Below are 25,708 nucleotides of genomic sequence, written 5' to 3'. Positions count from 1 at the left end.
GGGCGTCAGCCGACTATTGTAGTGAGCCTGTAGCTTTTTTCCTGCGCCTTCAGGGCTGGTGCAGCCCCGGACTGATGGTGCTTGCGAGGTCGCCCTTGTTGGCGAGAATTTCCTCGGGCGTCAGGCCGACCAGCTCGTGGGGGAAGACCAGCCAGGCGTCGGTCTCGTGGACGTAGTAGTCCGGGGTGATGTCAGTGACGTTCCTGGCCGGCTTGTACCAGGGGGTGGCCACGCGCATGGTCTCCGGCATATTGCGCCGGGCTCTGGCGCGTAGCTTGTCGAAGATGGCGCGAATGCTGCGGCCCGAGTCGAACACGTCGTCCACGAGCAACACCCGGTGCTCGGCATTGACGTTGTCGATGATGTAGTCGAGGCCGTGCACGCGCACCGTCTTATCCTGCTTGTTGATGCCGTAGTAGGACGAAGTACGGATCGCGATGTGGTCCGTGTGGATACCCACGTACTCGAGGTACTCCTGGATCGCGATGCCCACCGGCGCGCCACCGCGCCAGACGCCGATGATGAAATCGGGACGGAAATCGCTGTCGTAGATCTTCTGGGCGAGGCGGAAGGAGTCCACCAGAAGGTCGTTCGCGGAGATATAGACCTTGTCGTCCATGACCTGTTCTTCCATCAAACCGCCTTCCATGGAGCCGCCGTTACCCTAGCCAAGAAAGGCGAACTTTAGCACGAAGATCGTCGCCACCACATACACTGCGGCGGGGCACTCGCGGCCGTGGCCGGCCACGAGCTTGATCGCCGCGTAGGTGATGAAGCCCAGGCCGATGCCATCGGCGATGGAATAGGTCAGGGGCACGGCGAGGGCCGTTACCACCGCCGGCGTCGCTTCGGTGACGTTGGCCCATTCCAGATCCTCCAGCGCGCGGGCCATGATGCAGGCCACGAACAGCAGCGCCGCGCCGGTGGCAAAGGACGGAATGCTCTGGGCCAGCGGCGCAATGAACAGACAAAGCAGGAACAGGAGCGCGGTAGTCACCGAGGCAAGGCCGGTGCGCCCGCCGGCCTCGACGCCGGCGGCGCTCTCGATATAGCTGGTGGTGGACGAGGTGCCGAGGAGTGCACCGATGGCAGTGGCGCTCGAGTCCGCCAGCAGGGCCTTGCGCAGGCGCGGCAGGTGGCCGTTTTCATCGAGCATGCCGGCGCGGTTGGCGACGCCGACCAGGGTGCCGGCGGTATCGAAAACGTCGACCAGCAGCAATGTCAGCACCACTGTCACCATGGACAGGTCGAAGGCGCCGGCGAGGTCCAGCGAGAGAAAGGTCGTCAGCGAAGGTGGCTTCGATACCACGCCCTGGAACTCGGCGGCCCCGGTAGACCAGCCGAGTACCGTGACCAGCAGCATACCGATCACCACAGCGCCGGTTACCCGGCGGGCCGAGAGGGCGGCAATCACCACGAAGCCCACCAGGAGCAGCGTTGCCGGCAGGGCGGCCAGGTCACCGAGGGAGACCAGCGTCGCCGGGTCACGGACAATGATGTCGCTGCCGGTGAGGGCGATGATACCGAGGAACAGGCCGATGCCCGCGGAGATGCCGAGCTTCAGGGAGCGGGGGATCGCATTGATCAGCCACTCGCGCACCGGCAGCACGGAGAGAACGATGAAGATGATCCCCGAGATGAGTACCGCCCCCAGGGCCGTCTGCCAGGCATAGCCCATGCCGAGCACGATGCCGTAGGTGAAGAAGGCGTTCTGGCCCATGCCCGGCGCCTGCGCCACCGGGTAGTTGGCATAGAGGCCCATGATCGCCGTGCCGATGGCGGCGGCGAGGCAGGTGGCCACGAACACGGCGCCGAAGTCCATGCCCGCCTCGGAGAGGATCGCCGGATTGACCACGGTGATGTAGGCCATGGCCAGGAAGGTGGTAACACCCGCCATGATCTCCCGACGGACGGTGCTGCCCTGCGCCTCGATGCCGAAGCGTGTTTCCAGCCGTCCCGGCACGTCAGTGCGCTGCCGCGGCGCGCTGCGCTTCGTCCACGCGGGCCAGGTAGGCCGTCTTCGCTGCCTCCGGGAGCCAGCTGACTGTGAAAGCGTTGCGCACGAGCTGGAGAATCTCCGCCTCGGTGAAAGCCGCCTCGTCCACCAGCGCCTCGAAGTTTTCGTTGAGGTAGGCGCGGAAATAGGCCGGGTCGTCGGAGTTGATGGTGGCGCGCATGCCCTTGGCGAGCATCTGCCGGATCTCGTCGCCGGTGAGGTTCTGCACCACGAAGCGGTTCGATACGGGGCAGATCGTCAGCCCGAGGCCGCGCTCGACGATGGCGTCACAGAGCGTCGGGTCTTCCAGCGCATTGATGCCGTGGTCGATGCGGTCGACGGCGATGAGATCCAGGCACTCGCGGAGGTGGTCGAGGATGTCCTTCTGGTTCACGTCGCAGTGCATGGTCAGCTTGAGGCCGAGGGAGCGGGCCCGGGCGAAGACCTCGGCGAACTTCGCCGGTGGATTGTCTTTTTCGTCCGAGTCGAGACCGACGCCGATGATGCGGTCGAGGAAGGGTTCCACCGCGGCGAGGGTTTCCGCAGCGGATTCGGCGCTCATATCCCGCAGGAAGCAGAGGATAAGGTTGCTCGTCACGCCGAGCTTCTCCGCCGCGTCTCGCTGGGCGCGGCTGATGCCATTGATCACCGTTTCGAAGGACACCCCGCGTACCGTGTGCGCCTGGGGATCGAAGAAGGGTTCGACATAGACGATGTTCTGCGCTGCCGCGCGCTGGAAGTAGTGCCAGGCCAGCTCATAGAAGTCTTCTTCCTCGCGCAGCACATCCATGGCCGCATAGTAGATCTTCAGGAAGGAGGGCAGGTCGTGGAAGTCGTAGGCGGCGACCACATCCTCCGGGCGCTTGTATTCCAGATTGATGCCGTTGCGCTGGGCGAGGGCAAAGATGTGTTCCGGTTCCAGCGTGCCCTCGAGGTGAACGTGCAGCTCGGCTTTGGGCAGGGCCTGGATGAAGTCTCGCATGACGGTGTCTCCGCGGTTGGCAGGTCGGTGAGGGGGCCGCTGATCGGGGTTCGGCATTACACCACCCCCGGTCGCGCTTCGGCAACGCCGCTGCGAGCGAGGACCTCGCCGGCGCGCAGGCAGAGGTCTTCGCGCCAGGGCGCGGCGACAAGCTGTACCCCGATGGGCAGGGTCTCCCCCGGCAGCCAGAGCGGCACGGAGAGTGCCGGCAGGCCAATGCAGGAGAAGGGTTGGGTAAACAGACCGAGATTCGGTCGCAGCAGTTCCCGGCGACCGGCAAGGTCGAGGTAGCGGGTGCCCAGGGGCGGCGCCGCGCACGGCGTGCAGGGTGCTACGAGGAGGTCCGTATGTCGGAAGACCGCGGCCATCTCGGCCCGCCAGGCGCGCCGGGCGGCCTGGGCGCGCAGGTACCAGTCGGCCGGGAGCAGGGCCCCGGCGAGGAAGCGGTCGCGCGTGTCCGGGTCAAAGTCCTTCGCACGCTGGCGCAGATGAATGTGGTGCAGGGCGGCGCCCTCGGCGTTGGTCACCAGGTAGGCTGCGGCGCGGCCGGCGGCGGCCCCCGGGAGGGGCTCTTCCCGCGCTGCCCCGAGGGCGACGCAGACACGTTCCACGGCCGCCCGCGCGAGCGGATAGTCTTCTGCGCCGAAGAAGCCGCCGGCGCGGGCGACGCGGAGACCATGGAGACCGTCGGCCAGCGTCGGCAGTGTCGGCGCGAGCCCGCGTCGTGCGCAGGCCGGGTCGCCGCTGTCGAAGCCCTGCAGCGTGTCGTAGGTCCGCGCCAGGTCCTCTACCGTGGCGGCGAGGGGGCCGACGTGGTCGAGGCTGTCGCAGAAGGGATAGGTGCCCGTGCGTGGCAGGCGGCCGTAGGTGGGCTTGAGGCCGAAGACACCGCAGAGCGAGGCGGGCACGCGGATCGAACCGTTTGTATCGGAGCCCAGAGCGATGGGCACCAGGCCGCCGCCGACCGCAGCGCCGGCACCGGAGGAGGAGCCACCGGTCATGCGTGTCGGGTCCCGGGGGTTGCGGCACGGTCCGTCGTGGACGTTCTCGCCGGTGAAGTCGTAGGCGTACTCGCCCATATGCAGGCTGCCCACCAGCACGGCGCCCGCGGCCTCCAGGCGCCGCACCAGCACGGCATCACCTGCGGCGGGGTTGTTGTCGCGGTTGATCAGGCTGCCGGCAGTGGTCACCAGGCCGGCGACGTCGAAGAGGTTCTTCACCGCGAAGGGCACGCCGGCGAGCGGCCCGGGGTCGTCCCCCGCGGCGATGCGGCGGTCGATGGCCCCGGCCTGCGCCCGGGCCCGGGCCGCAGTCACCGCCGTGAAGGCGTTCAGTGTGTCGTTGCCCGCCGCGATGCGGGCGAGGGTCCGGGCCAGCACCTCGCCGGCTGTCACCTCACCGCGGCGCACGGCACCGGCGATGGCTGTGGCGCTAGTCACCCTGCGTCGCCCCCGTCCCCGGCCGGGGCTGGGTCGAAGACGGGCGCCAGGGCCAGTTCGTCTGCTCCGCTCCCCGGAGGCGCCAGCAGCGTCAGCATGCGTCGGGCGGTAGCCAGGTGCAGGCGGACCCCTTCGCGACAGTCGGGAGCCAGCGTCAGGCCCGCCAGGGCGGCCAGCCCGTCCAGCTCGGCGTCGGTAATGGCGGTGTCATCCATGGCGTCGTGTCCTCCTGTCATCGCAAGTGCCGTGCTCCGGCCCAAATAGCCAGCAAACAGTATGCCAGCGGCCCCTGCTTCCCGGGCGGCACCGAACTTGCAGGTCCGGGGCACAGCAAAAGTCCTGGCCTGCCCTGGAGAACCCCGCCATGTCTGTACTCGCCGCCGCCCCCCTGCTCTATGGTCACGAGGCGCGCCTGCCTCTGCCGCGGGCGCTCCTTGCGGGCCTGCAGCACCTGCTGGCGGTCTTTGGCGGTATCGTCACGGCGCCGCTTATCATGGCCGTGGGCATGGGGCTGCCGGCGGCCGAGACCCAGGCCATCCTCGCCGCTTCCCTGTTTGTCTCGGGGATCGCTACGGCGATCCAGGTCGCCGGACGTCACGGCATCGGCTCCGGATTGCTGGCCATCCAGGGCACGAGCTTTACCTTTATCGGGCCCGTGCTGTTCGCTTTCCATGGCCTTCCGGAGGCTATGCCGGCGCGGGAGCGCCTCGCCGTGATCTTCGGCTGCTGCGCCCTCGCCGCCGTTGTTACCGGCGTGCTGGCCCTCGGGGTCCGCCGCCTGCAGCGGCTGCTCACGCCGACAGTGACCGGCACCACGGTGCTGCTCATCGGTTTCACGCTGGTCCTGTCGACCCTCGGGAACCTGGTGCGCGCCTGCACCGCGCCGGAGGCCCCGACCGCCGCCCTCGTCCTGCTGGCGACGGGCGTGTTCGCGCTCACCCTGTGGCTGGCGACCCGGCGCTCACCCTGGTATCGCCTGTGCAGCGTGCTCGGGGGTCTGGTCGTCGGGGCTGCTGCCGCCGCTGCCCTCGGGCTCTTTGGCGACTTTGCGGCGAGCCCGGGCGGTCCTTTTCTGCCCCGGCTCCTCCCCTACGGTGTCGGCTTTGACGTAGGCGTCTTCCTGCTCCTGCTGCCGGTATTCCTGGTGTCGGCCACGGAATCTGTCGGTGATCTTACCGCGACAGCGGCTCTGAGCGGCCTGTCCACCCGGGGGGATGGCTACTGGCTACGGGTGCGCGGCGGTATCCTGGGCGATGCCTTGAATTCGCTCCTTGCGGCCCTGGCCGGCACCTTTCCCAACACGACCTTCAGCCAGAACAACGGCGTAATCCGCCTGACCGGCATCGCCAGCCGCCGCGTCGGCTATGTGGTGGCGGCCTTCCTCGTGGCTCTCGGCCTCCTGCCGGCGGTTGCCGCACTCCTGCAGTCGCTGCCAGCGGCGGTACTTTATGGCTGCACGCTGCTGCTGTTCCTGATGGTGGCACGGGCCGGCTGGGGGCTCCTTGCCGGAGGCGCGATCGGTCGCCGGGGCTGGGCCATCGCGATGATTTCTGCTGTTGGCGGCTGGCTGCTCGCCGAGGTCACGGCACGGGCCGGGTTCGGCGGCGCCGGTGCGCTGTTCCTGCAGTTCCCGGTGTCTAACGGTGCTTTCCTCGCTATGGCGCTGGAGCTTGCGGTCCCGCGGACTGCCTTGGCCGGCTCGGTACATCGTAATCCCGGATAACCCGCGCTCCCCCCGGAAACCTTCGAAGAACTTTTTTTGGTCCATCGTGGGTTTCCGTGGCGGGTGGGGGGTATGCCCCAGCCTTACCCGACCGGCGGTACTCACCATAATGTGAGCTTGTCTTAGCTTGCCGGCGCGGCCACGGGAGGGTGGCCCCAGTCGCTCCACGATATTCGCTTGGTGGGGGCACCCTCCCGTAGCCGCGCCTACCTCCGGTGCTCATCCCTACTTCGGGGGTGATGTTGAATGCCCCGGGAGTACGGTAGGCGTCAGGGGTGAGTGCGGGAGAGTTCTCTCACCAAGCGAATATCGTGGAGCGACTGAGAGAACTCTCCCGCACTCACCCCGGAACAGTGCGACCTCGGCAGCCGTCCTGGAACTCTACGATGAACCAAAAAAAAAGCCCTCTTGCGAGGGCTTGGAAGCTGCATGGACTGGATGCAGTCGTTTTCTCCGCTAGAAGCGGTAATCCAGCTTGGCCACCCAGTGGCGCGGAAGCTCCGGCAGGACAATCTGGCCGCCGAAGAGGTTCGGGAAGTTGGAGCGGAAGTATTCCTCGTCGGTGAGGTTCTTGCCGGTGAGGCTCACCTTCCAGTTTTCCGTCTCATAGCTTACGCCGGCGTTGACCAGCGTGTAGGCCGGAAGCTCCACGCTCCGGGAAAAGCCCGAGAAGGTCGAGTCAACGTCGATGACGCTGGCGTTGACCGCAAGGCCGTTCTCGAAGTCGTAGGTGGCCGTGGCCGTGTAGATATTCTCCGGGATGCCCTGCTTGAGACCGTCGCCGGCCGGGATCAGGCCGATGACCTGGCCGCCGTAGACCAGAGCGGGGTCAATCTGCGGGATGTCGTCCGCGCCGAAGAAACTGAACAGCGTCCCTTCCTCAACCGCGGAGACCATGGTGATCTCCAGGTTCGTCCAGCCGGCGGTGACCACCAGCTGCGGGGTGACCACCCAGCGCAGTTCAGCCTCGATACCCTCGGTCTTCGTGGACGCATTGGTCACGATGGCCTGGGCGCTGAAGTCCGTGCGCTCCTGCTCGTAGTAGCTGAGGGCGAAGAACAGGGAGTCATCGAGGTAGCTGCCCTTGATGCCGACCTCGAACAGCTCCGACACGTCTGTGGCGTTACCCGTGCGTACCAGCTCCAGCGGCAGATCGCCCATCTGGTCGGCGATGATCGTCGACTGCTCGGACATCGTCACGTAGGGAATCAGACCGATCGGTGAATCCCAGCTGACGCTGGCCGTCCAGGAGAAGATGTCGTTGCTGTCGCTGTAGCTGGCGACGCCGCCCGGGAAGTTCGCCACCAGATCTTCCGGCGGGAACAGCAGCTTGTCCAGCGGCGTATTCGACTCCATGTCGATCCAGTCCTGGCGCAGGCCGAGGGTGATGTTGAGGCCATTGTCCCAGGTGAAATCGCCAAGGAAGGCCAGTCCCCACATGGTGTAGTCGCCGTACTGGTACTCGCTGTAGTCGTTATCGATCTGGGTGGACAGCAGGCGCGCGTCCAGGGCCGGGTCACGCTCGGCAGCGGACTGGCTCAGATCGCGGCGATCGAAGAACTCGTTGATATAGTCCTGGCCGCGTTCGAAGTCCGTGTAGCGTACCGATGGCGAGAACTGTAGCCGCGAGGTGACGCCGTTGCCCTCCAGGGTGTAGCCGAAGACCAGCTTCTCTTCGAAGACCCAGGTTTCACCCTGCTGGGAGAAGCCGTAGGCATTCTCGTTGTTGTTCTCAAGGCTTTCGTAAAACAGCTGGTTCTTGATTTCCAGGCCATTGTCGGCGGTGTAGATCGCATCGAAGTAGAGCGTGATCGTTTCATTATCCAGCTCGTCGTTCGGGTCCACCAGCACGTTGCTTGGGCTGAGGGTGGTCGTTCCCGGGTTCTCAAGAGCGCTCAGCGGGTTCAGGTCGCCCTCGGTCACAAAGCTCGGGAACAGAATGAACTGGGAAATACCCGCCGCGTTGTACTCCTGGTGGGTGATCTTGCCGCTGCCGTCGGCGTCCAGCGACTGCGCCGTACCGGTGACGTAGGTGCCGTTGTCGATGAGGTCCTGGCTGAGGCGGTTCCAGCCCGCTACCTGGTTGCCGAGGAAGTCGTGGTACATCGCACCGAACTGGATATGCAGCTTGTCGGTGACGTCGACATCAAAGGCCGCCTGCAGGATGGTGTTCTCCGTGGCCGTGTTGTCGTAGAAGCTGTCGGAGTCCTCGTACTCGGCGTAGAGATAGTAGCCGGCGTTGTCGGAGATGGCGCCGCCGATGTCACCGGAGATCACCTGGCGGTCCCACTTGCCGGTGGTGTAGGACAGGCCACCGGTGGTTTTGTCGAGGTACTCGCCGGAGCCTGCCCGGGCAGATTTCGGGTTGAAGTTCAGGTAGCCGCCGATCTTTGAGGGGCCGTAGATCGGTGAGGCCGGGCCGCGGACAATATCGACGCGGTCGGCGGCGGCGATCGGTGTAGCGTAGTTGCCGGGGTTGTCGACCCGGCGAATGCCGCGGAAGTAGGTTTCACCGGGCGTACCGCGCACGTCCAGGGCGCCGGCAACGCCGAAGAAGGATTGTGTGAAGGTGCCCGGAGAAAAGGCAACCAGCTCATCGATGTCGTTGACGTTGAAGCGCTCCATCTGCTCCGCGCTGATCGTGGACACGGAGCGCGGCGTCTCGAGCAGGGACTTGCCGAAGCCGAAGACGTCGACGTCTTCCCCCGGCAGGCTGCGCAGGGAGCCGGTGACGACAATCTCCTCCAGCGCCGGATTGTCCTGCGCCAGGGCCAGCAGCGGTTGTCCGGCGACCAGGGTTGCGGTAACTGCCGCGGCCAGCGGCAGGCGTTTCACGGGTACGTTCATGATTCCTCCTCAAAAAATCCAAGTGGCCGCCGGCTTGGCCGGGGCCCGTTCGCGACGCTCTTGACCACGTTTTTATAACGTCACGGATTCAGCGGTAGCGCTTCGTTCGGCAAACCCTTAGCAGAATTGATGCCAAGGCATCCGGTGTCCCGGCGACAGGACGTTTATCACGTAAAAACAGGGGGTTGGCGACGCCCGGAGCCAGCGCGTGATGGCGACGGGGGGCGCGCGGAACCGGCGAACTCCTCAGGCTGGCGCAGACGCACCGGAATGGTGCGGTCGGTGGGGGGGAGCGTCAACGCCCGCCTTGGGTACTTTTCCCATCTTCGCTGCTATGCGTCAGCCGGCGCACCAGGGCGGCGTGCTCCGGGAACTGCCTGGCCAGCGCGGCCGCCTCGCCGAGAGTCATGTCGGCATAGTCAAAGCCCGGGCTGACCGCCTCGCTGATCAGGCCGTAACCCAGGGCGCCCTCTCCAAGGGAGGAGGCCTTCCAGATACCCCCGGGGACCGTGAGCTGCAGGCGTTGGCCGGCCGCGAGATCCTGGCCCATGACCACGGTTTCCAGCCGCCCGTCCGGGTGGAGCAGGTAGTAGGTGATGGGATCGCCGAGGTGAAAGTAGTGGACGATGTCCGAGCGGTTGCGGTGGAAATGGCCGGTGGGTGATGCGCGGGTGAGCAGGTAGAAGATCGAGGACATGCTGTAGCGCTCGCCGGCGGCGGTCTCGACCCGCGGCTGGTCCTCCGCGGCATAGGTCCGGCGGTAGTAGCCTCCCTCCACGTGGGCTTCGAGGCGGAGTTCGCGCACCAGTTCGTCCACCGAGGGTGCGGCCGTGACGGCGCCTGCGCTGAGCGTGGCGGCGAGGAGGGAGGCGCCGCGGCGCCGGCGCGAGCTGTCAGTCATGGGGGTCTCCTTTCCCGGGGTGATGGTGTTCATGCCAGTGCCGGGCGAGGTCCTCTCGGCGGCAGAGCCAGACGTGGTCGTGGGTCTGTATATATTCCAGGAAACGCTGCAGGGCGCTGAAGCGACCGGGGCGGCCGGCGATGCGGCAGTGCAGGCCGATGTTGAGCAGCTTCGGGCACTGTTCGCCTTCGGCATAGAGCACATCAAAGGCGTCGCGCAGGTAGTTGAAAAACTGGTCACCGCTGTTGAAACCCTGTGCGGTGGCGAAGCGCATGTCGTTCGTGTCCAGGGTGTAGGGAATGACCAGGTGGGGCCCGTCGGGGCCCTCGACCCAGTAGGGCAGATCGTCGGCGTAGGAGTCCGAATCATAGAGGAAGCCGCCGGCCTCGAGCAGCAGGCGCCGGGTGTTCGGGCTGTCCCGACCCGTGTACCAGCCCAGGGGTCGCGCGCCGGTGAGTTCTTCGTGCCAGGCGATGGCGCGCTGCATGTGCTCGCGCTCGATCGTTTCCGGCACCTGCTGGTAGCTGATCCAGCGCAGGCCGTGGCAGGCGATCTCCCAGTCCGCCTCACGCATGGCGGCTACGGCCTCCGGGTTGCGCGCGATCGCACTGGTGACTGCGAACACCGTTACCGGCACCCGCTGGCGCGTGAACAGGCGCTGCAGGCGCCAGAAGCCTGCACGGCTGCCGTATTCGTAGAGGGACTCCATGCTCATGTGCCGGTCCGGGTAGGCCTCGGCACCGATAATGTCGGAGAGGAAGGTCTCCGAAGCGGGGTCGCCGTGGAGCACGGAGTTTTCTCCGCCTTCCTCGTAGTTGATGACGAACTGTACGGCTATGCGCGCGTGGCCGGGCAGGCGGAAAGGCGGCGGCTGCCGGCCGTAGCCGCGCAGGTCTCGGGGGTAGGGGTCGGTCACGGATCGCGCTCTCCTTCGGGGCTGCCCCAGGCAACGCAAGTACCATACCACCGCTGCCTCGCGCTGGTCGCCGGCCGCCTTCGGGTGTGCAGCCGTTATTGCACTTCGCTGGCGCAGGATGCCCCGCACTGGTGCGACCGGTGTCGCCGCCGTGCCATAATACCAAGGTAATGCGTGGGGGAGGCGGTGGCATTCTTCTTGCTCTGGAACCGCTGTTCGACGCTGTCCATGTTGGAGATTTTCCGTGACTGAACGACACACCTCGCCAACGCCGCCGCGCCGGCGCCGTGGCTGGGCTGGTGGCCTGTGCCTTGCAGCCGCCGCGCTGCTTGCGGCTTTCGCCGGGGGCGTAGGGGCCGCGGTGCCGGCGCCGGACACGGGAACGTGGTTCGAGCGCTTCAAGGCCGAGGCCACAGCCGTGGAGCTCTACCGCTTCCTCTACGCCATGCCCAAGGGTGGTGACCTGCACAATCACCTCTCCGGCTCTGTACTCGATGACTGGCTTTACGACCTTGCCCTGGCCCAGCGGGAGCACGGTTATCATTTCTACACCCGCGTTCGCATCGACAACTGTCGGCCCTACGGCGGCGACGCCTTCGGCCAGGACCCCTATCTGCTTCTGTTTCTGACGGTGCAGGAGAGCACCTGGGAGCAGCTGCCGCCCTGCGAGCAGGGCGAATTCGTGCGCCTCGAGGAGCTCGATGCAGAGCAGCGTCGGGCCTGGCTCAACAGCATGGTGCTCGACAAGGCCCACGAAGGTCGTGACGAATTCTTTCAAACCCACTGGCAGCGTATGGGCGATCTCTATCTGAACCCGTACTTCACCGCCGATGCGCTGGTACGCAACATGCAGGCCTTCGGGCAGGAGGGTCTGCTGTACCTCGAGACCATGGTCGGGGTGCTTGGTTTCCTGCGCCCCGACGGGAGCCGACTGACGCCGGACGAGATGGCGGACGTTTACCGGCAGCGCCTGCGCGAGCCGGACGCCGTGGCCACGGGCGTCGCCCTCAAGCTGCAGGTGGCGCTTCTGCGTTTTGCACCGAACGCCGAGGACATGCTGCGTACGCTGTACGCCTTCGTCGCCCGCAACCGGGACCTCTTCGTCGCCGTGAACATGGTCGGCCGCGAGGACAACGATAAGGGGTACCCGCTGCGTTTTCTCGACACGCTCCGGGAACTGCGCCGGGAACATCACGGCGTGCGCCTGGCTATTCACGCCGGTGAGGTGGACGAGCCGAACCACCATGTCCGCGACACGCTGCTCCTCGGGGCTGACCGCATCGGCCACGGGGTCAATCTGATCACCGACCCGGCTACCATGCGGCTCATGCGCCACGGCCCCTACCTGGTGGAAATCAACCTGATCTCTAACCTGCTGCTCGAGTACGTCGATGACTACGCGCAGCACCCCTTTCCCGAGTACCTGCGCACGGGCATTCCCGTGGCGCTGTCCACCGACGACCGCGGCATGTGGGACTCGAACCTTACCGATGAGTTCTTCGTCGCGGTGCGCGAGTTCAACCTGTCCTGGGATGAGCTGGTGCTGCTGTCGCGCAACAGCCTGAGCCATAGCTTTGCTCCGGAGCGCCTGAAAATAGAGCTCTTGAGCCGCTTTGCCCTGCACCTCGCCGATTTCGAGCGGCGCCTGGCCGACGATCCCGCGGCGGCGCTCGCCGATAACGCGCGCAGCCACGGCTTCCTCTGCCGCCGCTACGCGCTCTGTGACCTCGCCCCCGTACCCGCTGAACCTGTACCCCCTGAACCCGCATCCCCTGAACCCGCATCCCCTGAACCCGCATCCCCTGAAACCGAGGAGTCCCCATGATCCGCTCTCTCTCTCTGGCCTCCGTCCTGGCCCTGTGCCTCGGCGCCCTGTTAGCCCTCGCCGCCTGCGAGCCTGCGTCGCCACCGCCCGCCGAGCCCGGGGCGCCTGCAACTCCGGCGCCGAAGGAGGTCCGCGCGGTCCTCGTGACCATGTTCGAGATCGGCGAGGACCGGGACGACCAGGCCGGCGAGTTCCAGCTCTGGCTGGAGCGCCGCGACCTCAGCGAGCGCATCGACTTCCCCGCGCACCACGACCTCTACTACGACCCGGCGTCGAAGCTGCTGGTCATGGTGACCGGTATCGGCACGGCCAAGGCCGCGGCCTCGGTGATGATGCTCGGCATGGACCAGCGCTTCGATCTGACCCGCGCCTACTGGCTGGTAGCGGGCATCTCCGGCGTCGATCCGGAGGATGCCTCCATCGGCTCCGCCGCCTGGGCCGAGTATCTGGTGGACGGTGACCTCGCCCACGAGATCGATCCTCGCGAAATGCCGGAGGACTGGAAGTATGGCTACCTCGCCCGCTACACCGATGAGCCGTTTGACGAGGACCGGCCGGAACCGACCGGGGAAATGTTCCGCCTCAACCCCGCGCTCACGGAGTGGGCCTACCAGCTGACGAAGGATGTCGAGCTGCCGGATTATGAGTCCCTCGCTGAAACGCGTGCGCTGTATACCGAGCACCCCAATGCGCAGAAGCCGCCTTTTGTGCTCAAAGGTGACAATCTCGCGGCGCTCACCTTCTGGCACGGCGAGATCCTCAACGACTGGGCGAACGACTGGGTGGACTACTGGACCGATGGCGAAGGGGAGTTCGTTACCTCCGCCATGGAGGAAACGGGCACCATGCAGTCCATCATCTGGCTGGACCGTGCCGGTCGCGTGGATCGCGACCGGGTGATGGTCCTGCGCACGGCCAGCAACTACACCATGCCGCCGCCCGGGGTCAGCGCCGCGGAGAATCTGCTTGCCGAGAACGAGGGCTATGCCGGGCTCGATGCGTCCCTGGAGTCGGCCTACCTCGTCGGCTCCCGGGTGATCGACACGCTGCTCGATAACTGGGAGACCTACAGCGAGCGCACCCCGACCCCGGCGGACCTCGACGCGCCGTGAGCCGTCGACAGGTCGCTTTCAGCGCGCCGCACGCGGCGGCGGCGCAGGTGGGCCAGGCGCTGCTCGAGGATGGGGCCTCCGCCATCGACGCCATGGTCGCCGCCTCGGCGGCGATCAGCGTGGTCTATCCGCACATGAACAGCCTCGGTGGCGACGGCTTCTGGCTGTTGCAGGCGCCGGGGGAGAATCCCGTGGCCATCGACGCCTGCGGCTTCAGCGCGGCCCTGGCCACGCCGGAGTGGTATGCCGGGCAGGGCCTCGACGGCGTGCCGGCCCGCGGTGGTCCGGCGGCGCTTTGCCTTGGCGGCACCCTCGACGGCTGGCGCGAGGCCCGGGCCTGCGCGGCCGAGTACGGCTATCGGCCCCGGCCCCTCGGTGAGCTTCTGGCGCCGGCGGCGGCCCTTGCCCGTGACGGTATCGAGGTTACTGCCAGCCTTGCTGCGGCGAGTGAAAAGGTACAGCCCGAACTCGCGGCGGCGGCGGGTTACCAGTCGGTCTTCTGCCCGCAGGGCCGGCCCCTTGCCGCCGGTGACTCCCTCGCCAATCCGGGGCTGGCCGTCTTTCTCGAGCGCCTTGCCGCCGAGGGCACCGAGTCGGTCTACCGTGGTGCACTGGCTGCCGAGCTTGCCGACTGGCTCGCAGCCGAGGGCAGTCCCCTGCGCCGCGACGACTTTGCTGCCTACCGGGCGCGGCGGGTTACGCCGCTTTCCGCGCGCCTCGCCGGGGCCCGCGTGTTCAACCTGCCGGCGCCGACCCAGGGCATTGCCTCGTTGCTCATCCTTGCCATCCACGACGTCTGGCGGCGGGCACACCCGTCACCCTCGGAGCTGGAAGCCGTGCACGCACTGGTGGAGGCCACCAAGCGCGCCTTCACGGTTCGTGACGCGGAGGTTGCGGACCCGTCCCGCCTCTCCGAGCGCTGGCCGACGCTGCTCGAGCCAGCGGCACTGCGCGCACACGCCGCCGCCATCGATGACTCGAGCGCCAGCCCCTGGCCGCGGTCCGCGGAGCGCGGCGATACGGTCTGGATGGGCGCCGTGGATCGCAACGGCTGTCTGGTCAGCTTTATCCAGAGCGTCTACTGGGAATTCGGTGCCGGCCTGGTGCACCCGGACTACGGCCTCAGCTGGAACAACCGCGGCCTCGGTTTCAGCCGCAATCCCGATGACCGCAATGCCCTGGGCCCGCGGCGCAAGCCGCGGCACACGCTTAACCCGGCGCTGGCGCTTTTCGACGACGGGCGGCGCCTGGCCTACGGCACGATGGGGGGGGAAGGGCAGCCGCAGACCCAGGCGGCGCTGTTTACGCGCTATCACTACGGCGGTGAATCCCTCGCCGATGCGATTGCCCGCGGCCGCTGGCTCCTCGGCCGGACCTGGGGCGACGACAGCCAGGACCTCAAGCTGGAGGCGGATCTGTTCCCGCGGCTCGCCCCGGGGCTGCGCGCCCTCGGCCATTCCCTGCGCGAGGTGCCGGCGCGGAGTGAGCTCCTGGGCCACGCCGGGGCTGTCTGCCAGGCCGCGGACGGCAGCGTGACGGCGGCAACAGATCCGCGCAGTGATGGTGCAGCCCCGGTCGGCACCGCCGGTGCCGCGCTGTGAGCGCTGTGGTCGAGTGGCTGCCGGTGCTGGCTGCGCTGCTTGGCGCCGGTGTCCTCGCCGGGATCCTCGCGGGCCTCCTCGGAGTCGGCGGCGGCATTGTCATCGTTCCGGTGCTGTTCCTCGTGTTCCAGTCCCTCGGCATCTCGCCGTCATCGGCCATGCTCATCGCCACCAGTACCTCGCTGCTGACGATCGTGCCCACCAGCATCGCCTCGGCGCGGGCCCACCACGCCCGGGGCAATATCGATCTCGACCTGTTCCGCGCCTGGCTGCCGCCCATGGTCGCGGGCGTGGTGCTGGGCAGCATCACGGCGTCCCGGGTCAACGGGCTTCTGCTTACCGGTGTCTTCGGTGCGGTGGCCCTGGCCATAGCCCTCAACAACCTGTTCCGACCGAACGCGCCACCGCTGCGGGAGGGCCTGCCGGCCCAGCCCTGGCAGTGGCTGATCGCTGCGGTGATCGGCGGGATTTCGGTCATGATGGGCATCGGTGGTGGTACCCTCGGGGTCACCGCCATGACGGCTTTCAACGTGGTCGCCCACCGGGCCGTCGGCACCTCGGCCCTGTTCGGGCTTGTCATCGCCCTGCCCGGGGCGTTGCTTATGCTGGTGCTGCCGGAGACGCCGGCGGATGCCCCCGTCGGCACCGTCGGCGCGGTGAACCTGCCGGGTTTCCTCGCCATCGTGCCCATGACCATGCTGTTCGCGCCACTGGGCGTGAAGATCGGCGGCAGGCTGTCGGGCGTGGCCCTGAAGCGTATTTTCTCGGTTTTCCTCCTCGTGGTGGGAGGCCGCATGTTGTGGCAACTGGCCGGGCCCGTGCTCGGCCCCCTGCTCAGCCAAGGAGGGTGATCCATGAACTTCAATGACCTGCCGCCGGCGCTGCGCGCCAGCTTCCTGCCGCCGCCGCGCCTGCTCATGGGCCCGGGGCCGATTACCTGCGACCCGCGGGTGCTCCGCGCTATGTCCTACCAGCTCGTGGGGCAATTCGATCCGGCCATGACCGACTGCATGAACCAGACGATGGCGCTTTACCGCGGCGTTTTCCGCACAGAGAATCGCTGGACCTTTATGGTCGACAGCACGGCCCGGGGTGGTATCGAGGCCTGCCTCGTGTCGCTGCTCGAACCCGGCGACCGGGTGCTTGTGCCCATCATGGGCCGCTTCGGCCAGCTTCTCACAGAGATCGCCGAGCGCTGCGGCGCCGAGGTGCACACCATCGCCGTACCCTGGGGGGAGGTCTGCGACCCGGCTCAGGTTGCCGAGGCCCTGGATCGCGTGCGGCCGAAGCTCCTGGCCACGGTGCAGGGCGATACCTCGACAACGATGTGCCAGCCCCTGGACGAGCTCGGGCGCCTCTGCCGCGAGCGCGATGTGCTGTTTTACTGCGACTGCACCGCCTCCATTGTCGGCAATGCCTTCGAGACAGACGCCTGGGGCCTTGATGCCGTATCCGCCGGCCTGCAGAAATGCCTCGGCGGGCCCTCGGGCATTGCCCCGGTGACCCTCTCGGACCGCGCGGCGGCGGTGATCCAGGCGCGGCGTCACGTCGAGCGGGGCATCCGGGCCGCCGATGATGAGGACGCCGGCGGGGAGCGCATCCGTTCGAACTACTTCGACCTCGCCATGATCATGGACTACTGGAGTGAGGCCCGGCTCAACCATCATACGGAAGCCACGAGCATGCTCTACGGCGCCCGCGAGTGCGCGCGCATTGCCCTCGAGGAAGGCATCGACGAGGTCGTGGAGCGCCATCGCATCGCCGGTAATGCCCTCGCCGCAGGGCTTGCGGCCCTGGGCCTGGCCCTCTTCGGGGATCAGGCGCATCGTATGCACAACGTGGTGGGGGTCTACATTCCCGAGGGCGTGGACGGTGAGGCGGTTCGCGGCCGCATGCTGGCGGACTTCGGCATCGAGATCGGCACGTCCTTCGGTCCGCTGCACGGAGTGATCTGGCGTATCGGCACCATGGGCTACAACGCCCGCCGCGATACAGTGCTCACTACCCTGGCCTGTCTCGAGCAGTGCCTGCGCTGCGAGGGCTTCGCCGCACCGCCCGGCGAGGCGGTAGCCGCCGCCCTCGGCGCGTTCTCGTGACGCCGGGGTACGCCTGACCATGGACGCGCCGCCGGAGTTGCCCGCCTTCGAGCCCACCCCAGCCCAGCGCTCGGCGGCAGCCCGGATCATGGCGCGCTGTGACGAGCTGGCGGCGCTCTCCTCGCTGCCGGACGGTGTTTACCGCAGCTACCTGACAAAAGAGCACGCGCGCTGCAACGCCCGGGTCTCCGGCTGGCTGGAGGACGCGGGGCTCGCCGCCTGGCAGGACGCCGCCGGCAATCTGTGCGGCCGCCTTGCCGCCCCGGGGCCAGGGCCTCACCGGACCCTGCTCCTGGGCTCACACCTCGATACGGTGCGCAATGCCGGCAAGTATGACGGCATCCTTGGCGTGCTTCTCGCCCTGGAGGCCATGGCGGCGTTGCGTGCCGCGGGCGAGGCGCTACCGTTTCATGTCGATCTCCTCGGCTTCGGTGATGAGGAGGGCGCCCGCTTTGGCACCACGCTGCTCGGCAGCCGTGCCGTAGCCGGCAGCTGGGAGCCGGCCTGGTTCGACCTGCGCGATGGTGACGGCACGACCCTCGGTGATGCCCTGGCGGCCTTCGGGTGCGATCCCGCCAACATCGGCCGTGCCAGTCGTGCGGGAGAGGACCTTGTGGGTTATCTCGAGGTCCATATCGAACAGGGGCCGGTGCTTGAGGACAACAACCAGCCTCTCGGCGTGGTACCGAGCATTGCCGGTGCCCGGCGTTTCCGCGTGCGGGTCAGCGGCCGCGCCGGTCACGCCGGCACGGTGCCCATGAACATGCGTCAGGATGCGCTGGTGGCCGCCGCCGGCGCTGTGCACCTCGTGGAGCGTATCGCCGAACGCTTCGAGATTGTCGCCACCGTGGGCCAGCTGCGCTGCTACCCTGGGGCGCCGAACGTGATCCCCGGAGACTGCGAGTTCAGCGTGGACATCCGCGCCGGCCGTGACCGCACCCGGGATCTTGCGGTGGAGGCGCTGCAGGATGAGATCGGCCGGCTTACTGCCAGCCGGGGCATGCGCGTGAGCTGGGAGGAGACGCACCGGGCCACAGCGGTCGAGTGCGCGAGCTGGCTGCAGCGCGTGCTCGAGGATGCGGTGCTGGCCCTGGGCCTGAGCCCCGTCTCCATCGTCTCCGGGGCCGGCCACGACGCCATGAGCCTGGCGCCGATCACTGACGTCGGCATGCTCTTCGTCCGCTGCGCCGGCGGAATCAGCCATCATCCGGCGGAGGCGGTGACGGAGGAGGATGTTGCCGCGGCCCTCGCCGCCCTGGAATTGACCCTGCGGGCCCTGGCGGCCCGCGAAGGAGAGGAGAACCCCTGATGCGTTTCGTTCTGACCCTGTACGGTGCGCTATTCGCTGCCGTGCTCGCGCCTGCGGCGCTGGCCGAGCCGGTGCCCGTGCGCGCCGTGGTGGTCACCATGTTCGAGTACGGCGAGCCAACCGGCGACCGTCCCGGGGAGCTGCAGTACTGGGTCGAGCGGTCGGCCATCGCCGAAAGCTATCCCTTTCCCCTCGGCGAATACCCGCTGTTCCTGACCGAGGAGGGGGTGCTGCTGCTCTGTGTGGGGGGTGGTATCCCCAACGCGACTGCATCGATCATGGCCCTGGGCCTCGACCAGCGCTTTGACCTCTCCCGCGCCTACTGGCTTGTGGCCGGCATCGCCGGCGCCGACCCGGAGGACCTGTCCCTGGGCTCCGCTGCCTGGGCCCGCGCCGTGGTCGATGGCGACCTGGTTTATGAGATCGATGGCCGGGAGATTCCAGACAGCTGGCCCTACGGTTTTATCCCCCTGGGCGCGGAAGAGCCCGCGCAGGGCCCCCAGGACGTGTCCACGGGCTGGACCCTGGACACGATCAGCTTTGCCCTGAACCCGGCGCTGGCGGACTGGGCCTTTCAGCAGACCCGGGATGTGCCGCTGCCCGATACGCCGGCATTGAAGGCCTTCCGCGCCGCCTACGACGGTTTCCCGAACGCCCAGCGGCCGCCTTTTGTCACCGTCGGTGAGACCCTTTCGGCCAGCACCTACTGGCACGGCGAGCTCCTGAACCGCTGGGCCAACGACTGGGTGCCGCTCTACGCAGGCGCCGACCGGGAATTCATGACCTCGAACATGGAGGACAGCGGTACGCTCACGGCCCTGCACCGGCTCGCCCGCCTTGGTCTTGTAGACACGGACCGGATACTGGTGCTGCGCACGGCGAGTAACTTCACCCGACCGCCGCCGGGGAAGACGGCAGCCTGGAGCACCACGGCGCCGTACCCGGACGAGGGCCGGCCGGCGCTGGAGGCCGCCTACCGGGTCGGTGCCGCCGCCCTCAAGGCCCTGCTCGCCGACTGGGAGCGCTTTGCCGAGGCGCCGCCGCGGCCGACGCCGGTGGTTTTCGATACGGACATGGCCATCGACGACTGGGCGGCGCTGCTGTTCCTGGCCCGACACCCGGGGGTGGACCTGCGCGCCATCACTGTGGCGGGCAGCGGTGAGGCACACTGCGCGCCGGGGGTGGCCAACGCCCTCGCTCTGGCAGACCTGGCTGCCGCGGGCGCGGCGATTCCCGCAGCCTGCGGCGATCCGGTGCCCCTGGACGGCTACTTCGTGTTCCCGGAGCCCTGGCAGGACGATATGGACAAGCTGTCGGGCGTTGCCGTGCCGCCGAGCGGGCGCGCACCGTGGGACGGATACGCGGTAGCGCTCATCCACGCGGCGATCGCGGACAGCGACCGGCCGGTGACGCTGCTGGCCACGGGCCCGCTGACGAACATCGCCCAGTGGCTCGAGCGCTACCCGGAGGATGCGGCGAAGGTCGACCGGCTGGTGGTCATGGGCGGCAACCTGAACGAGGCGGGAAATATCATTGTGCCCGGCTTTACGGACGACCATCCGAACACCCGTGCCGAGTGGAACCTCTATGTGGATCCGGTCGCGGCGGACCGGGTCTTCGCCGGTCCTATCCCCGTGGAGGTCGTGGGCCTGGATGTGACCAACGACGTGCGCGTGACCCCGGCGGTCGCCGCAGAGCTGAAGGCCCGGGCCGATAACCCGGCGGCGGCCTGGTGGGACCGGGTGCTCGACGCCAACGACTGGTTTATCGATTCCGGGGAGTACTACTACTGGGATGTCCTTGCAGCGATGACCGTGGTCGATCCCGCGCGCTTCTGCCGCGGAGAGTCCCTGCCGCTCGCGGTGGCCGCCGCAGGGACCGATAAACCCTGGCTGCCCGGGTCAGACCTGTCCATGCCCGACCAGGCCGCCGACGGCTCGCCGCGGCGGCACCTCGATGCCGCCAGCGCCGGTGTCATGCGGCCGGCCCCCGACAGCGGTCGCACGCCGGCTAAGGTATGCCTCGAGACCGATGCCGAGGCGGCGTTTTCCCTGTTTATCGATACGCTGACCACGCCGCAGCCGCCGGCCGGGCATATTCGTCCGCCATCTTGAGGTAGATCAGGTAGGTCAGCTGCTCCAGGTAGTCGCCGTGACACCGTCGTCGCGCAGTGTGGTGCAGAAGCTCCAGACTTTGGAAACGATGAGGGCGGTGTTCATTCGGTGCTCCAGGGGTTGATCACGGTCAGACCGGCGTTTTGAAACGGCGCAACATCGCGGGTGGCGATCATGTTCACGGTCACGGCGATGCGCGGGTAGTAGTCGTTGCGGAAGGCCGAGAGCGAGGACTTGGGATTCCTGGCGCCGTTGGTGATCTTGCAGCAGAAATCGTTGCCCTCGCCGAACTCCTGGCGGACGGTCTGGATGATGTCGTCGGCGTGGCTGTCGGTCTTGGCGAAGATCAGGGTCTTCGGCAGCTCCCTGCGGCCGGGAAAGAGCTCCGGCCACTTGTCGCGGAAGGTGCGGATGACAGTGCGGATCTGATCGGGGTTGACGACTTTGGCCCTTGTCGGCGACGGCCTTCTCGTGCGTGTACTCGCTGACCACGTTCTTCTGGAAAAACCCGTAGGTGCGGCTGTCCGGCGTGGCCGTGCGCGAGTACCAGACAGACATCGGGCCTGCCGACCACGTGCTCTTCGTCGACCGGCTTGCGGTCGCTGTGGTCGAAGCCAGGCTGTTCGGGAGCCTGGTTGGCATCAGCTGACACGGATAGCGCTTGAATTTACTGTATTTTTTCAATCATGGCGTTCGAAGCGCGGGAATGTATTCGGCGAGTGCGTGGGTGGTGCCGCGATGTTCAGGCCCGTAAATAGCGTCGCTGCAGTAGTGTTTGCATGTCGCGCTGGCCGTCGGCAATCACCATGATGTAAACATTTCCGGTCATGACTCGGTAGATGATGCGGTAGGGCCCCCAAAAGATCTCACGGTACTCGCGAAGCCCGATGGCCAGCAATTCCCTGGGATAGGCTCCTCGCTCAGGGTTGTCGGAGAGGCTCGAAAAAGCTTTCTCTATTTGCTCGAGAAGATAATCCGCTTTTTCCGGCGCATCGTGGAACGCAACGTAGTCGTACAACTCCTCCAGATCAGCCGACGCATCGTCGGTCAGAAATACCTGAAAGGTCATCAGCGATTTTTGCTGCGGCCTCGAAGCCGCTCGATGACATCGCCGGCGGGCTGGACGTTGCCGTCCTCAAGCTGGCGGGAGCCGAGCGCGAGAATTTTCAGAAGGGCCATGGTCTCCTGAGTTTGCTCATAGCTTTCGATGCCCTGCAGCACGACCTTGGCTTCGCCGTTCTGGGTGATAACCAGAGGTTCGCCTTGCCCCGACAGGTTGCGCACGATTTCTGCGGCATGGGCCTTCAGGTAACTGATCGGCTTGATTTGTTTCGATAGTTTCATGTCCACGCTCCTTTGCAGGACCAAATATAGTCCGAAAAAAGTCATGTAGCAATCAGCAGCGTCAGGCCGGGGCCCCGGCGCGTCCGGGTATTACCCCGCCTGCAGCCGCCGTGCGCAGGCGGCATGGCGGGCGCGCAGGGCGTCGAGGTCCACCCCCTCCACCGTGTAGTCGCGGACCCGCCAGCGGCCGTCGACCATGACGTGCCGTGCGCGTCGCGCGCCGCTGGTGACCAGCGCCGTGACCAGGTCGCCGGCGCCGGAGAAACGCAGGTCCTCCATCGGGTCGAAGAGGGCGAGATCGGCTACGGCTCCCGCGGCGATCCGGCCCAGGGCCGGGCGCTGCAGCAGCGTTGCGCCCCCTGCTGTTGCCCAGCGCAGGGCGTCGGTGGCGCCGACGGCCGCGCTGCCGTAGCGCAGCCGCTGTACGAGCAGCGCCTGGCGGACCTCCTCCATGAGATTGGAGTGGTCGTTGGAGGCCGAGCCATCGACGCCCAGCCCCACGGGGCAGCCGGCGGCTTCGAGGTCGAGCGCCGGGCAGAGGCCGGAGCCGAGGAAGAGGTTGGAGGAGGGACAGTGGCTCACGGCCACGCGCGCGGCGCCCAGGCGGGCGATCTCCGCGTCCGAGAAATGGATGCCGTGGGCCAGCCAGGTACCCGGGCGCAGCCAGCCGGCGGCTTCAAGATAATCCACCGGGCGCTTGCCGTAGTGCGCGAGGCAGAACGCGTTCTCGTCCTCGGTTTCGCCGAGGTGCGTGTGGAGAAGTGCACCGCGTTCGGCCGCCAGCGCGGCGACGGCGGCCATGAGCTCGCCGGAGACGGAAAAAGGCGAGCAGGGTGCGAGGGCGACCTGGCAGAGCGCGTCGTCCGCCGGGTCGTGGTAGCGCGCCAGCAGCCGCTCGCAGTCGGCGACGATGGCGTCCTCGTCCTGCACGACGCTGTCCGGGGGCAGGCCGCCGCGGGAGGTGCCGAGGCTCATGGAACCGCGGGTGAGCACGACCCGCGCGCCGAGTTCGGCGGCGGCCTCGACCTGCCGGTCGATGGCATCGCCGGTGCGCGCGGAAAACAGGTAGTGGTGGTCCACGGCCGTGGTACAGCCCGAGAGCAGCAGCTCGCAGAGCGCCAGCGTCGTGGAGACGGTGACGGCCTCGCCATCGAGCCCGGCCCAGACCGGGTAGAGCGCCTGCAGCCACTCGAAAAGTTCCTTTTCCTGCGCTGGGGGAAAGGCGCGGGTCAGGGTCTGGTAGAAGTGGTGGTGGCAGTTGATGAGGCCGGGTAGCAGCACGAGGCCGGCCACGGACTCGCGCCGCGCCCCCGGGGTGCGCGCCGTAGCGCCCGCCGGAACCAGCTCGACGATGCGGTTACCGCTGATGACGATGCCGCCGCCGGCATCGGCGCCGGTCCAGCAGGCCGCCGGCTCGGCGAGCCAGAGGGGGTCGGGTTCGCGTTCCTGCACGGTGAGTCTCCGCAGAAAAACGCCTACGTTAGCACGGCCGCGTTGCGTCGCGGCGGGCCAGGGGCCATTATCGGGCGCCTTGATGACCGGCGAGGAGAGCCCCCGTGAGTGAAGACTTCGAACGCTGGATCCGCGGCGCCCCGAAATGCGAGCTGCACCTGCACATCGACGGCTCGCTGCAGCCCCGGCGCCTGCTTGAGCTCGCGAAGAAGAACGGCGTGGCGCTGCCCTACGCGAGCGAGGCCGACGTGGAAGCGGCCTGCGCTTTCACGGACCTGCAGAGTTTCCTCGACCTCTATTACCACGGCGCCTCCGTACTGCGTACAGAGGAGGACTTCTATCACCTCATGGGCGACTACCTCGCCGTGTGTCGCAGCGAGCGCATCGTGCACGCGGAGATCATGGTCGAGCCGCAGACCTATGCGCCGCAGGGCGTTTCCCTCGACACGGTCATGGCCGGCTTCAGCGCCGCCATCGACGATGCGAGCCGGGGCTGGGGGCAGTCGGTGGCGCTGATCCTAAGCTTCCTGCGCCACTTGCCGGTAGCCGAGGCCCTGGCGCAGCTCGAGGCTGCCGAGCCCTGGCGCGAGCATTTCGTCGCGATCGGCCTTGCCAGCGCCGAGCGCGACCATCCGCCAGCGGACTTCGTGCGGCTTTACGCTGCCGCCCGGGAGCGCGGCTACCGGCTTACAGCCCATGCCGGCGAGGAGGGACCTGCCGCCTTCGTCCGCGACGCCCTTGACGTGCTCGGTGTCGAGCGCATCGATCACGGCGTGCGGGCGGTGGAGGACCCGGCGCTGGTCGAGCGTCTCGCCCGCGAGGGCATTCCGCTCACGGTCTGCCCGCTGTCGAACGTGCGCCTGCGTGTCTTCGACCGGCTCGCGGACCACACCCTGCCGCAGTTCCTCGAGGCGGGGGTGGCGGTGACCGTGAATTCCGACGATCCGGCTTACTTCGGCGGGTACCTCACGGAGAACTTCCTCGCCCTGCATCGGGAACTCGGCCTCGCTATCCCCACGGCCCGGCGCCTGCTCGCTAACGCTATCGATGCGAGTTTCCTGTCGTCGGCGGCGCGCGCACGGCTGCGCGAGGACCTGGCGGCCTACGGCGAGGGCTGAGGATCATCCCCCAGGTTGAAGGCGTAGAGCAGGGTCCGCTGCCGGTGCGAGAAGTTGTCGTCGGCAACCAGCCAGAGGCGCAGGCTCCCGTCGGCCCGGCGGCTTAGCGCGATCCCCTCGAAGTTGTCCGTGCCGTGGCGCGGCGCCAGCCGCAGCACCCGGCGCACCTTGCTCGCTGCGGGCCCGCCGGGGCCGAGGGGCATGGCCAGCACCTCGATGTGGTTGCCGACACCCGGCAGGTAGTCCCGGAGCACGGCGTAGAGCGTCGTGGCGGTCGCGTCGAGGCCCGTGAGCACCGGCCGGCCTCTCGGCGCGATGCGTGTGCTGACGGCGGCGGTGCCGGCTTCGGTCAGCTGCGCCAGCGGCAGCCCGTCGTCGTTCGTTTCCAGCCCCAGAAGGAGAGCCCCGCCGGGCGTGACCGCCAGTCCCTCGGCGCCACCGTTGGCTGCCAGCGCGCGTGAAAGGCCGCTGACGGCAGCGCCGAAGGCCGCGACCGGTGCGCCTCGGGCTGCGGCGCCGCAGCGGCCCAGGGCGAAGGCGAGGACCCGGTGCCGGTGCTCGAAGCTGACCAGGGCGAGCTCTTCGTGAAGCGCCAGCCCCTCGGCGTCGCGAGCCGTCTTGTCGTCGGCCGTCTCGAGCCCCATGGGCGCGAGGCGCGCGCTGGCGGGGATGCCGTCCCGGAGCTCGATGACCACGAAGGCGCCGCGATCGGTGATCGCCAGCAGTGCCCCGTCGGCGCGGACTGCCAGCCCGGACAGGCCGCCGAAGGCCGGGTCCGTGCTGGCAAGGTGCCAGCCGCCGGCGAACGCTGCGCCGGGCAGGTCGGCGTCCGCGTCGATGGCTGCGAGCTCCACCGGCGTGCTGTCCAGAGGGATCGGCGGCAGCGGGGCGAAGGGGGTGCCCCGTGGGCAGGACGCGGCGCGCAGGTCGTCG

Annotated in this window: 22 protein-coding genes; 10 read left to right on the top strand and 12 right to left on the bottom strand. The window is 67.7% G+C overall.

What is annotated here, in order from left to right; genetic code table 11:
- Positions 1-49: 49 nt before the first annotated feature.
- The 5 genes from HRUBRA_RS04695 to HRUBRA_RS04675 form a co-directional block, all read right to left on the bottom strand.
- A complete protein-coding gene (locus tag HRUBRA_RS04695; RefSeq protein WP_236629786.1) occupies positions 50-634 on the bottom strand; it encodes a phosphoribosyltransferase in 585 nt (194 codons plus the stop codon).
- Between the two features lie 30 nt (positions 635-664).
- The gene (locus HRUBRA_RS04690; protein WP_052094408.1) at positions 665-1,897 is read right to left on the bottom strand and encodes an NCS2 family permease; all 1,233 of its coding nucleotides are present in this window, start codon (positions 1,895-1,897) and stop codon (positions 665-667) included.
- A 67-nt stretch (positions 1,898-1,964) separates the two neighbouring features.
- A complete protein-coding gene (locus tag HRUBRA_RS04685; RefSeq protein WP_035514970.1) occupies positions 1,965-2,978 on the bottom strand; it encodes an adenosine deaminase in 1,014 nt (337 codons plus the stop codon).
- A gap of 56 nt (positions 2,979-3,034) precedes the next feature.
- A complete protein-coding gene (locus tag HRUBRA_RS04680; protein ID WP_035514969.1) occupies positions 3,035-4,417 on the bottom strand; it encodes an AtzE family amidohydrolase in 1,383 nt (460 codons plus the stop codon).
- A complete protein-coding gene (locus HRUBRA_RS04675) occupies positions 4,414-4,632 on the bottom strand; it encodes an AtzG-like protein (protein ID WP_035514967.1) in 219 nt (72 codons plus the stop codon). The genes HRUBRA_RS04680 and HRUBRA_RS04675 overlap by 4 nt, the downstream gene beginning before the upstream one ends.
- A 149-nt stretch (positions 4,633-4,781) precedes the next feature.
- Here HRUBRA_RS04675 and HRUBRA_RS04670 point away from each other — a divergent pair, with 149 nt between their 5' ends.
- A complete protein-coding gene (locus HRUBRA_RS04670) occupies positions 4,782-6,140 on the top strand; it encodes a uracil-xanthine permease family protein (RefSeq protein WP_052094391.1) in 1,359 nt (452 codons plus the stop codon).
- 456 nt (positions 6,141-6,596) lie between these two features.
- On the opposite strand, the gene HRUBRA_RS04665 is transcribed toward HRUBRA_RS04670, so the two are convergent.
- The 3 genes from HRUBRA_RS04665 to puuE all read right to left on the bottom strand — a co-directional run bounded on the left by HRUBRA_RS04665 (position 6,597) and on the right by puuE (position 10,804).
- Positions 6,597-8,987, bottom strand: a complete 2,391-nt coding sequence (locus HRUBRA_RS04665) for a TonB-dependent siderophore receptor (RefSeq protein ID WP_035514966.1) — start codon at positions 8,985-8,987, stop codon at positions 6,597-6,599.
- A 295-nt stretch (positions 8,988-9,282) separates the two neighbouring features.
- Complete coding sequence (locus HRUBRA_RS04660; protein WP_084592451.1) at positions 9,283-9,888, bottom strand: cupin domain-containing protein; 606 nt, start codon at positions 9,886-9,888, stop codon at positions 9,283-9,285.
- A complete protein-coding gene (gene puuE / locus HRUBRA_RS04655) occupies positions 9,881-10,804 on the bottom strand; it encodes an allantoinase PuuE (RefSeq protein WP_035514965.1) in 924 nt (307 codons plus the stop codon). The genes HRUBRA_RS04660 and puuE overlap by 8 nt, the downstream gene beginning before the upstream one ends.
- A 244-nt stretch (positions 10,805-11,048) precedes the next feature.
- Between puuE and HRUBRA_RS04650 the strand changes: the two genes are divergently transcribed.
- The 8 genes from HRUBRA_RS04650 to HRUBRA_RS15690 all read left to right on the top strand — a co-directional run bounded on the left by HRUBRA_RS04650 (position 11,049) and on the right by HRUBRA_RS15690 (position 21,510).
- Complete coding sequence (locus HRUBRA_RS04650; protein WP_236629784.1) at positions 11,049-12,629, top strand: adenosine deaminase family protein; 1,581 nt, start codon at positions 11,049-11,051, stop codon at positions 12,627-12,629.
- Positions 12,626-13,741, top strand: a complete 1,116-nt coding sequence (locus tag HRUBRA_RS04645) for a purine nucleoside permease (RefSeq protein WP_084592450.1) — start codon at positions 12,626-12,628, stop codon at positions 13,739-13,741. Before HRUBRA_RS04650 ends, HRUBRA_RS04645 begins: the two co-directional genes overlap by 4 nt.
- Positions 13,738-15,342, top strand: a complete 1,605-nt coding sequence (locus HRUBRA_RS04640; protein ID WP_035514964.1) for a gamma-glutamyltransferase family protein — start codon at positions 13,738-13,740, stop codon at positions 15,340-15,342. Before HRUBRA_RS04645 ends, HRUBRA_RS04640 begins: the two co-directional genes overlap by 4 nt.
- Complete coding sequence (locus tag HRUBRA_RS04635) at positions 15,339-16,193, top strand: sulfite exporter TauE/SafE family protein (RefSeq protein WP_236629783.1); 855 nt, start codon at positions 15,339-15,341, stop codon at positions 16,191-16,193. The genes HRUBRA_RS04640 and HRUBRA_RS04635 overlap by 4 nt, the downstream gene beginning before the upstream one ends.
- A gap of 3 nt (positions 16,194-16,196) precedes the next feature.
- Complete coding sequence (locus HRUBRA_RS04630; RefSeq protein ID WP_052094390.1) at positions 16,197-17,438, top strand: pyridoxal-phosphate-dependent aminotransferase family protein; 1,242 nt, start codon at positions 16,197-16,199, stop codon at positions 17,436-17,438.
- Positions 17,439-17,457: 19 nt separating this feature from the next.
- Positions 17,458-18,747, top strand: coding sequence for an allantoate amidohydrolase (locus HRUBRA_RS04625; RefSeq protein WP_052094389.1), 1,290 nt, complete (start codon positions 17,458-17,460; stop codon positions 18,745-18,747).
- The gene (locus tag HRUBRA_RS14865) at positions 18,747-20,861 is read left to right on the top strand and encodes a nucleoside hydrolase (protein ID WP_084592449.1); all 2,115 of its coding nucleotides are present in this window, start codon (positions 18,747-18,749) and stop codon (positions 20,859-20,861) included. Before HRUBRA_RS04625 ends, HRUBRA_RS14865 begins: the two co-directional genes overlap by 1 nt.
- A 514-nt stretch (positions 20,862-21,375) precedes the next feature.
- A complete protein-coding gene (locus HRUBRA_RS15690; RefSeq protein ID WP_268870532.1) occupies positions 21,376-21,510 on the top strand; it encodes a hypothetical protein in 135 nt (44 codons plus the stop codon).
- 93 nt (positions 21,511-21,603) lie between these two features.
- Here the strand turns inward: HRUBRA_RS15690 and HRUBRA_RS04605 are convergent, their stop codons facing one another.
- The 3 genes from HRUBRA_RS04605 to HRUBRA_RS04595 form a co-directional block, all read right to left on the bottom strand.
- Positions 21,604-21,930, bottom strand: coding sequence for a type II toxin-antitoxin system RelE/ParE family toxin (locus tag HRUBRA_RS04605; protein ID WP_035514961.1), 327 nt, complete (start codon positions 21,928-21,930; stop codon positions 21,604-21,606).
- The gene (locus tag HRUBRA_RS04600) at positions 21,930-22,205 is read right to left on the bottom strand and encodes a type II toxin-antitoxin system Phd/YefM family antitoxin (protein ID WP_035514960.1); all 276 of its coding nucleotides are present in this window, start codon (positions 22,203-22,205) and stop codon (positions 21,930-21,932) included. The genes HRUBRA_RS04605 and HRUBRA_RS04600 overlap by 1 nt, the downstream gene beginning before the upstream one ends.
- A gap of 90 nt (positions 22,206-22,295) precedes the next feature.
- Entirely contained in the window at positions 22,296-23,657 is a 1,362-nt protein-coding gene (locus HRUBRA_RS04595; RefSeq protein WP_035514958.1) for an 8-oxoguanine deaminase, read from the bottom strand.
- 104 nt (positions 23,658-23,761) lie between these two features.
- On the opposite strand from HRUBRA_RS04595, the gene HRUBRA_RS04590 reads away from it, so the two are divergent.
- Positions 23,762-24,775, top strand: coding sequence for an adenosine deaminase (locus tag HRUBRA_RS04590; protein ID WP_052094388.1), 1,014 nt, complete (start codon positions 23,762-23,764; stop codon positions 24,773-24,775).
- Here HRUBRA_RS04590 and HRUBRA_RS04585 read toward each other — a convergent pair.
- Positions 24,760-25,708, bottom strand: a 949-nt coding sequence (locus HRUBRA_RS04585; protein ID WP_035514956.1) for an esterase-like activity of phytase family protein, incomplete at its 5' end; no start/stop codon positions are given. The genes HRUBRA_RS04590 and HRUBRA_RS04585 overlap by 16 nt on opposite strands.

It is taken from the genome of Pseudohaliea rubra DSM 19751, assembly GCF_000764025.1.
Classification (GTDB): domain Bacteria; phylum Pseudomonadota; class Gammaproteobacteria; order Pseudomonadales; family Halieaceae; genus Pseudohaliea; species Pseudohaliea rubra.
This window is presented reverse-complemented; position numbering and strand designations above follow the sequence as displayed.

Bases quoted from the DNA above. Each gene is read 5' to 3' on its own strand.
- HRUBRA_RS04695 (WP_236629786.1), bottom strand. From the start codon at position 634: ATGGAAGAACAGGTCATGGACGACAAGGTCTATATCTCCGCGAACGAC.
- HRUBRA_RS04690 (WP_052094408.1), bottom strand. From the start codon at position 1,897: ATGGCGGGTGTTACCACCTTCCTGGCCATGGCCTACATCACCGTGGTC.
- HRUBRA_RS04685 (WP_035514970.1), bottom strand. From the start codon at position 2,978: ATGCGAGACTTCATCCAGGCCCTGCCCAAAGCCGAGCTGCACGTTCAC.
- HRUBRA_RS04675 (WP_035514967.1), bottom strand. From the start codon at position 4,632: ATGGATGACACCGCCATTACCGACGCCGAGCTGGACGGGCTGGCCGCC.
- HRUBRA_RS04670 (WP_052094391.1), top strand. From the start codon at position 4,782: ATGTCTGTACTCGCCGCCGCCCCCCTGCTCTATGGTCACGAGGCGCGC.
- HRUBRA_RS04665 (WP_035514966.1), bottom strand. From the start codon at position 8,987: ATGAACGTACCCGTGAAACGCCTGCCGCTGGCCGCGGCAGTTACCGCA.
- HRUBRA_RS04660 (WP_084592451.1), bottom strand. From the start codon at position 9,888: ATGACTGACAGCTCGCGCCGGCGCCGCGGCGCCTCCCTCCTCGCCGCC.
- HRUBRA_RS04645 (WP_084592450.1), top strand. From the start codon at position 12,626: ATGATCCGCTCTCTCTCTCTGGCCTCCGTCCTGGCCCTGTGCCTCGGC.
- HRUBRA_RS04630 (WP_052094390.1), top strand. From the start codon at position 16,197: ATGAACTTCAATGACCTGCCGCCGGCGCTGCGCGCCAGCTTCCTGCCG.
- HRUBRA_RS04625 (WP_052094389.1), top strand. From the start codon at position 17,458: ATGGACGCGCCGCCGGAGTTGCCCGCCTTCGAGCCCACCCCAGCCCAG.
- HRUBRA_RS14865 (WP_084592449.1), top strand. From the start codon at position 18,747: ATGCGTTTCGTTCTGACCCTGTACGGTGCGCTATTCGCTGCCGTGCTC.
- HRUBRA_RS04605 (WP_035514961.1), bottom strand. From the start codon at position 21,930: ATGACCTTTCAGGTATTTCTGACCGACGATGCGTCGGCTGATCTGGAG.
- HRUBRA_RS04600 (WP_035514960.1), bottom strand. From the start codon at position 22,205: ATGAAACTATCGAAACAAATCAAGCCGATCAGTTACCTGAAGGCCCAT.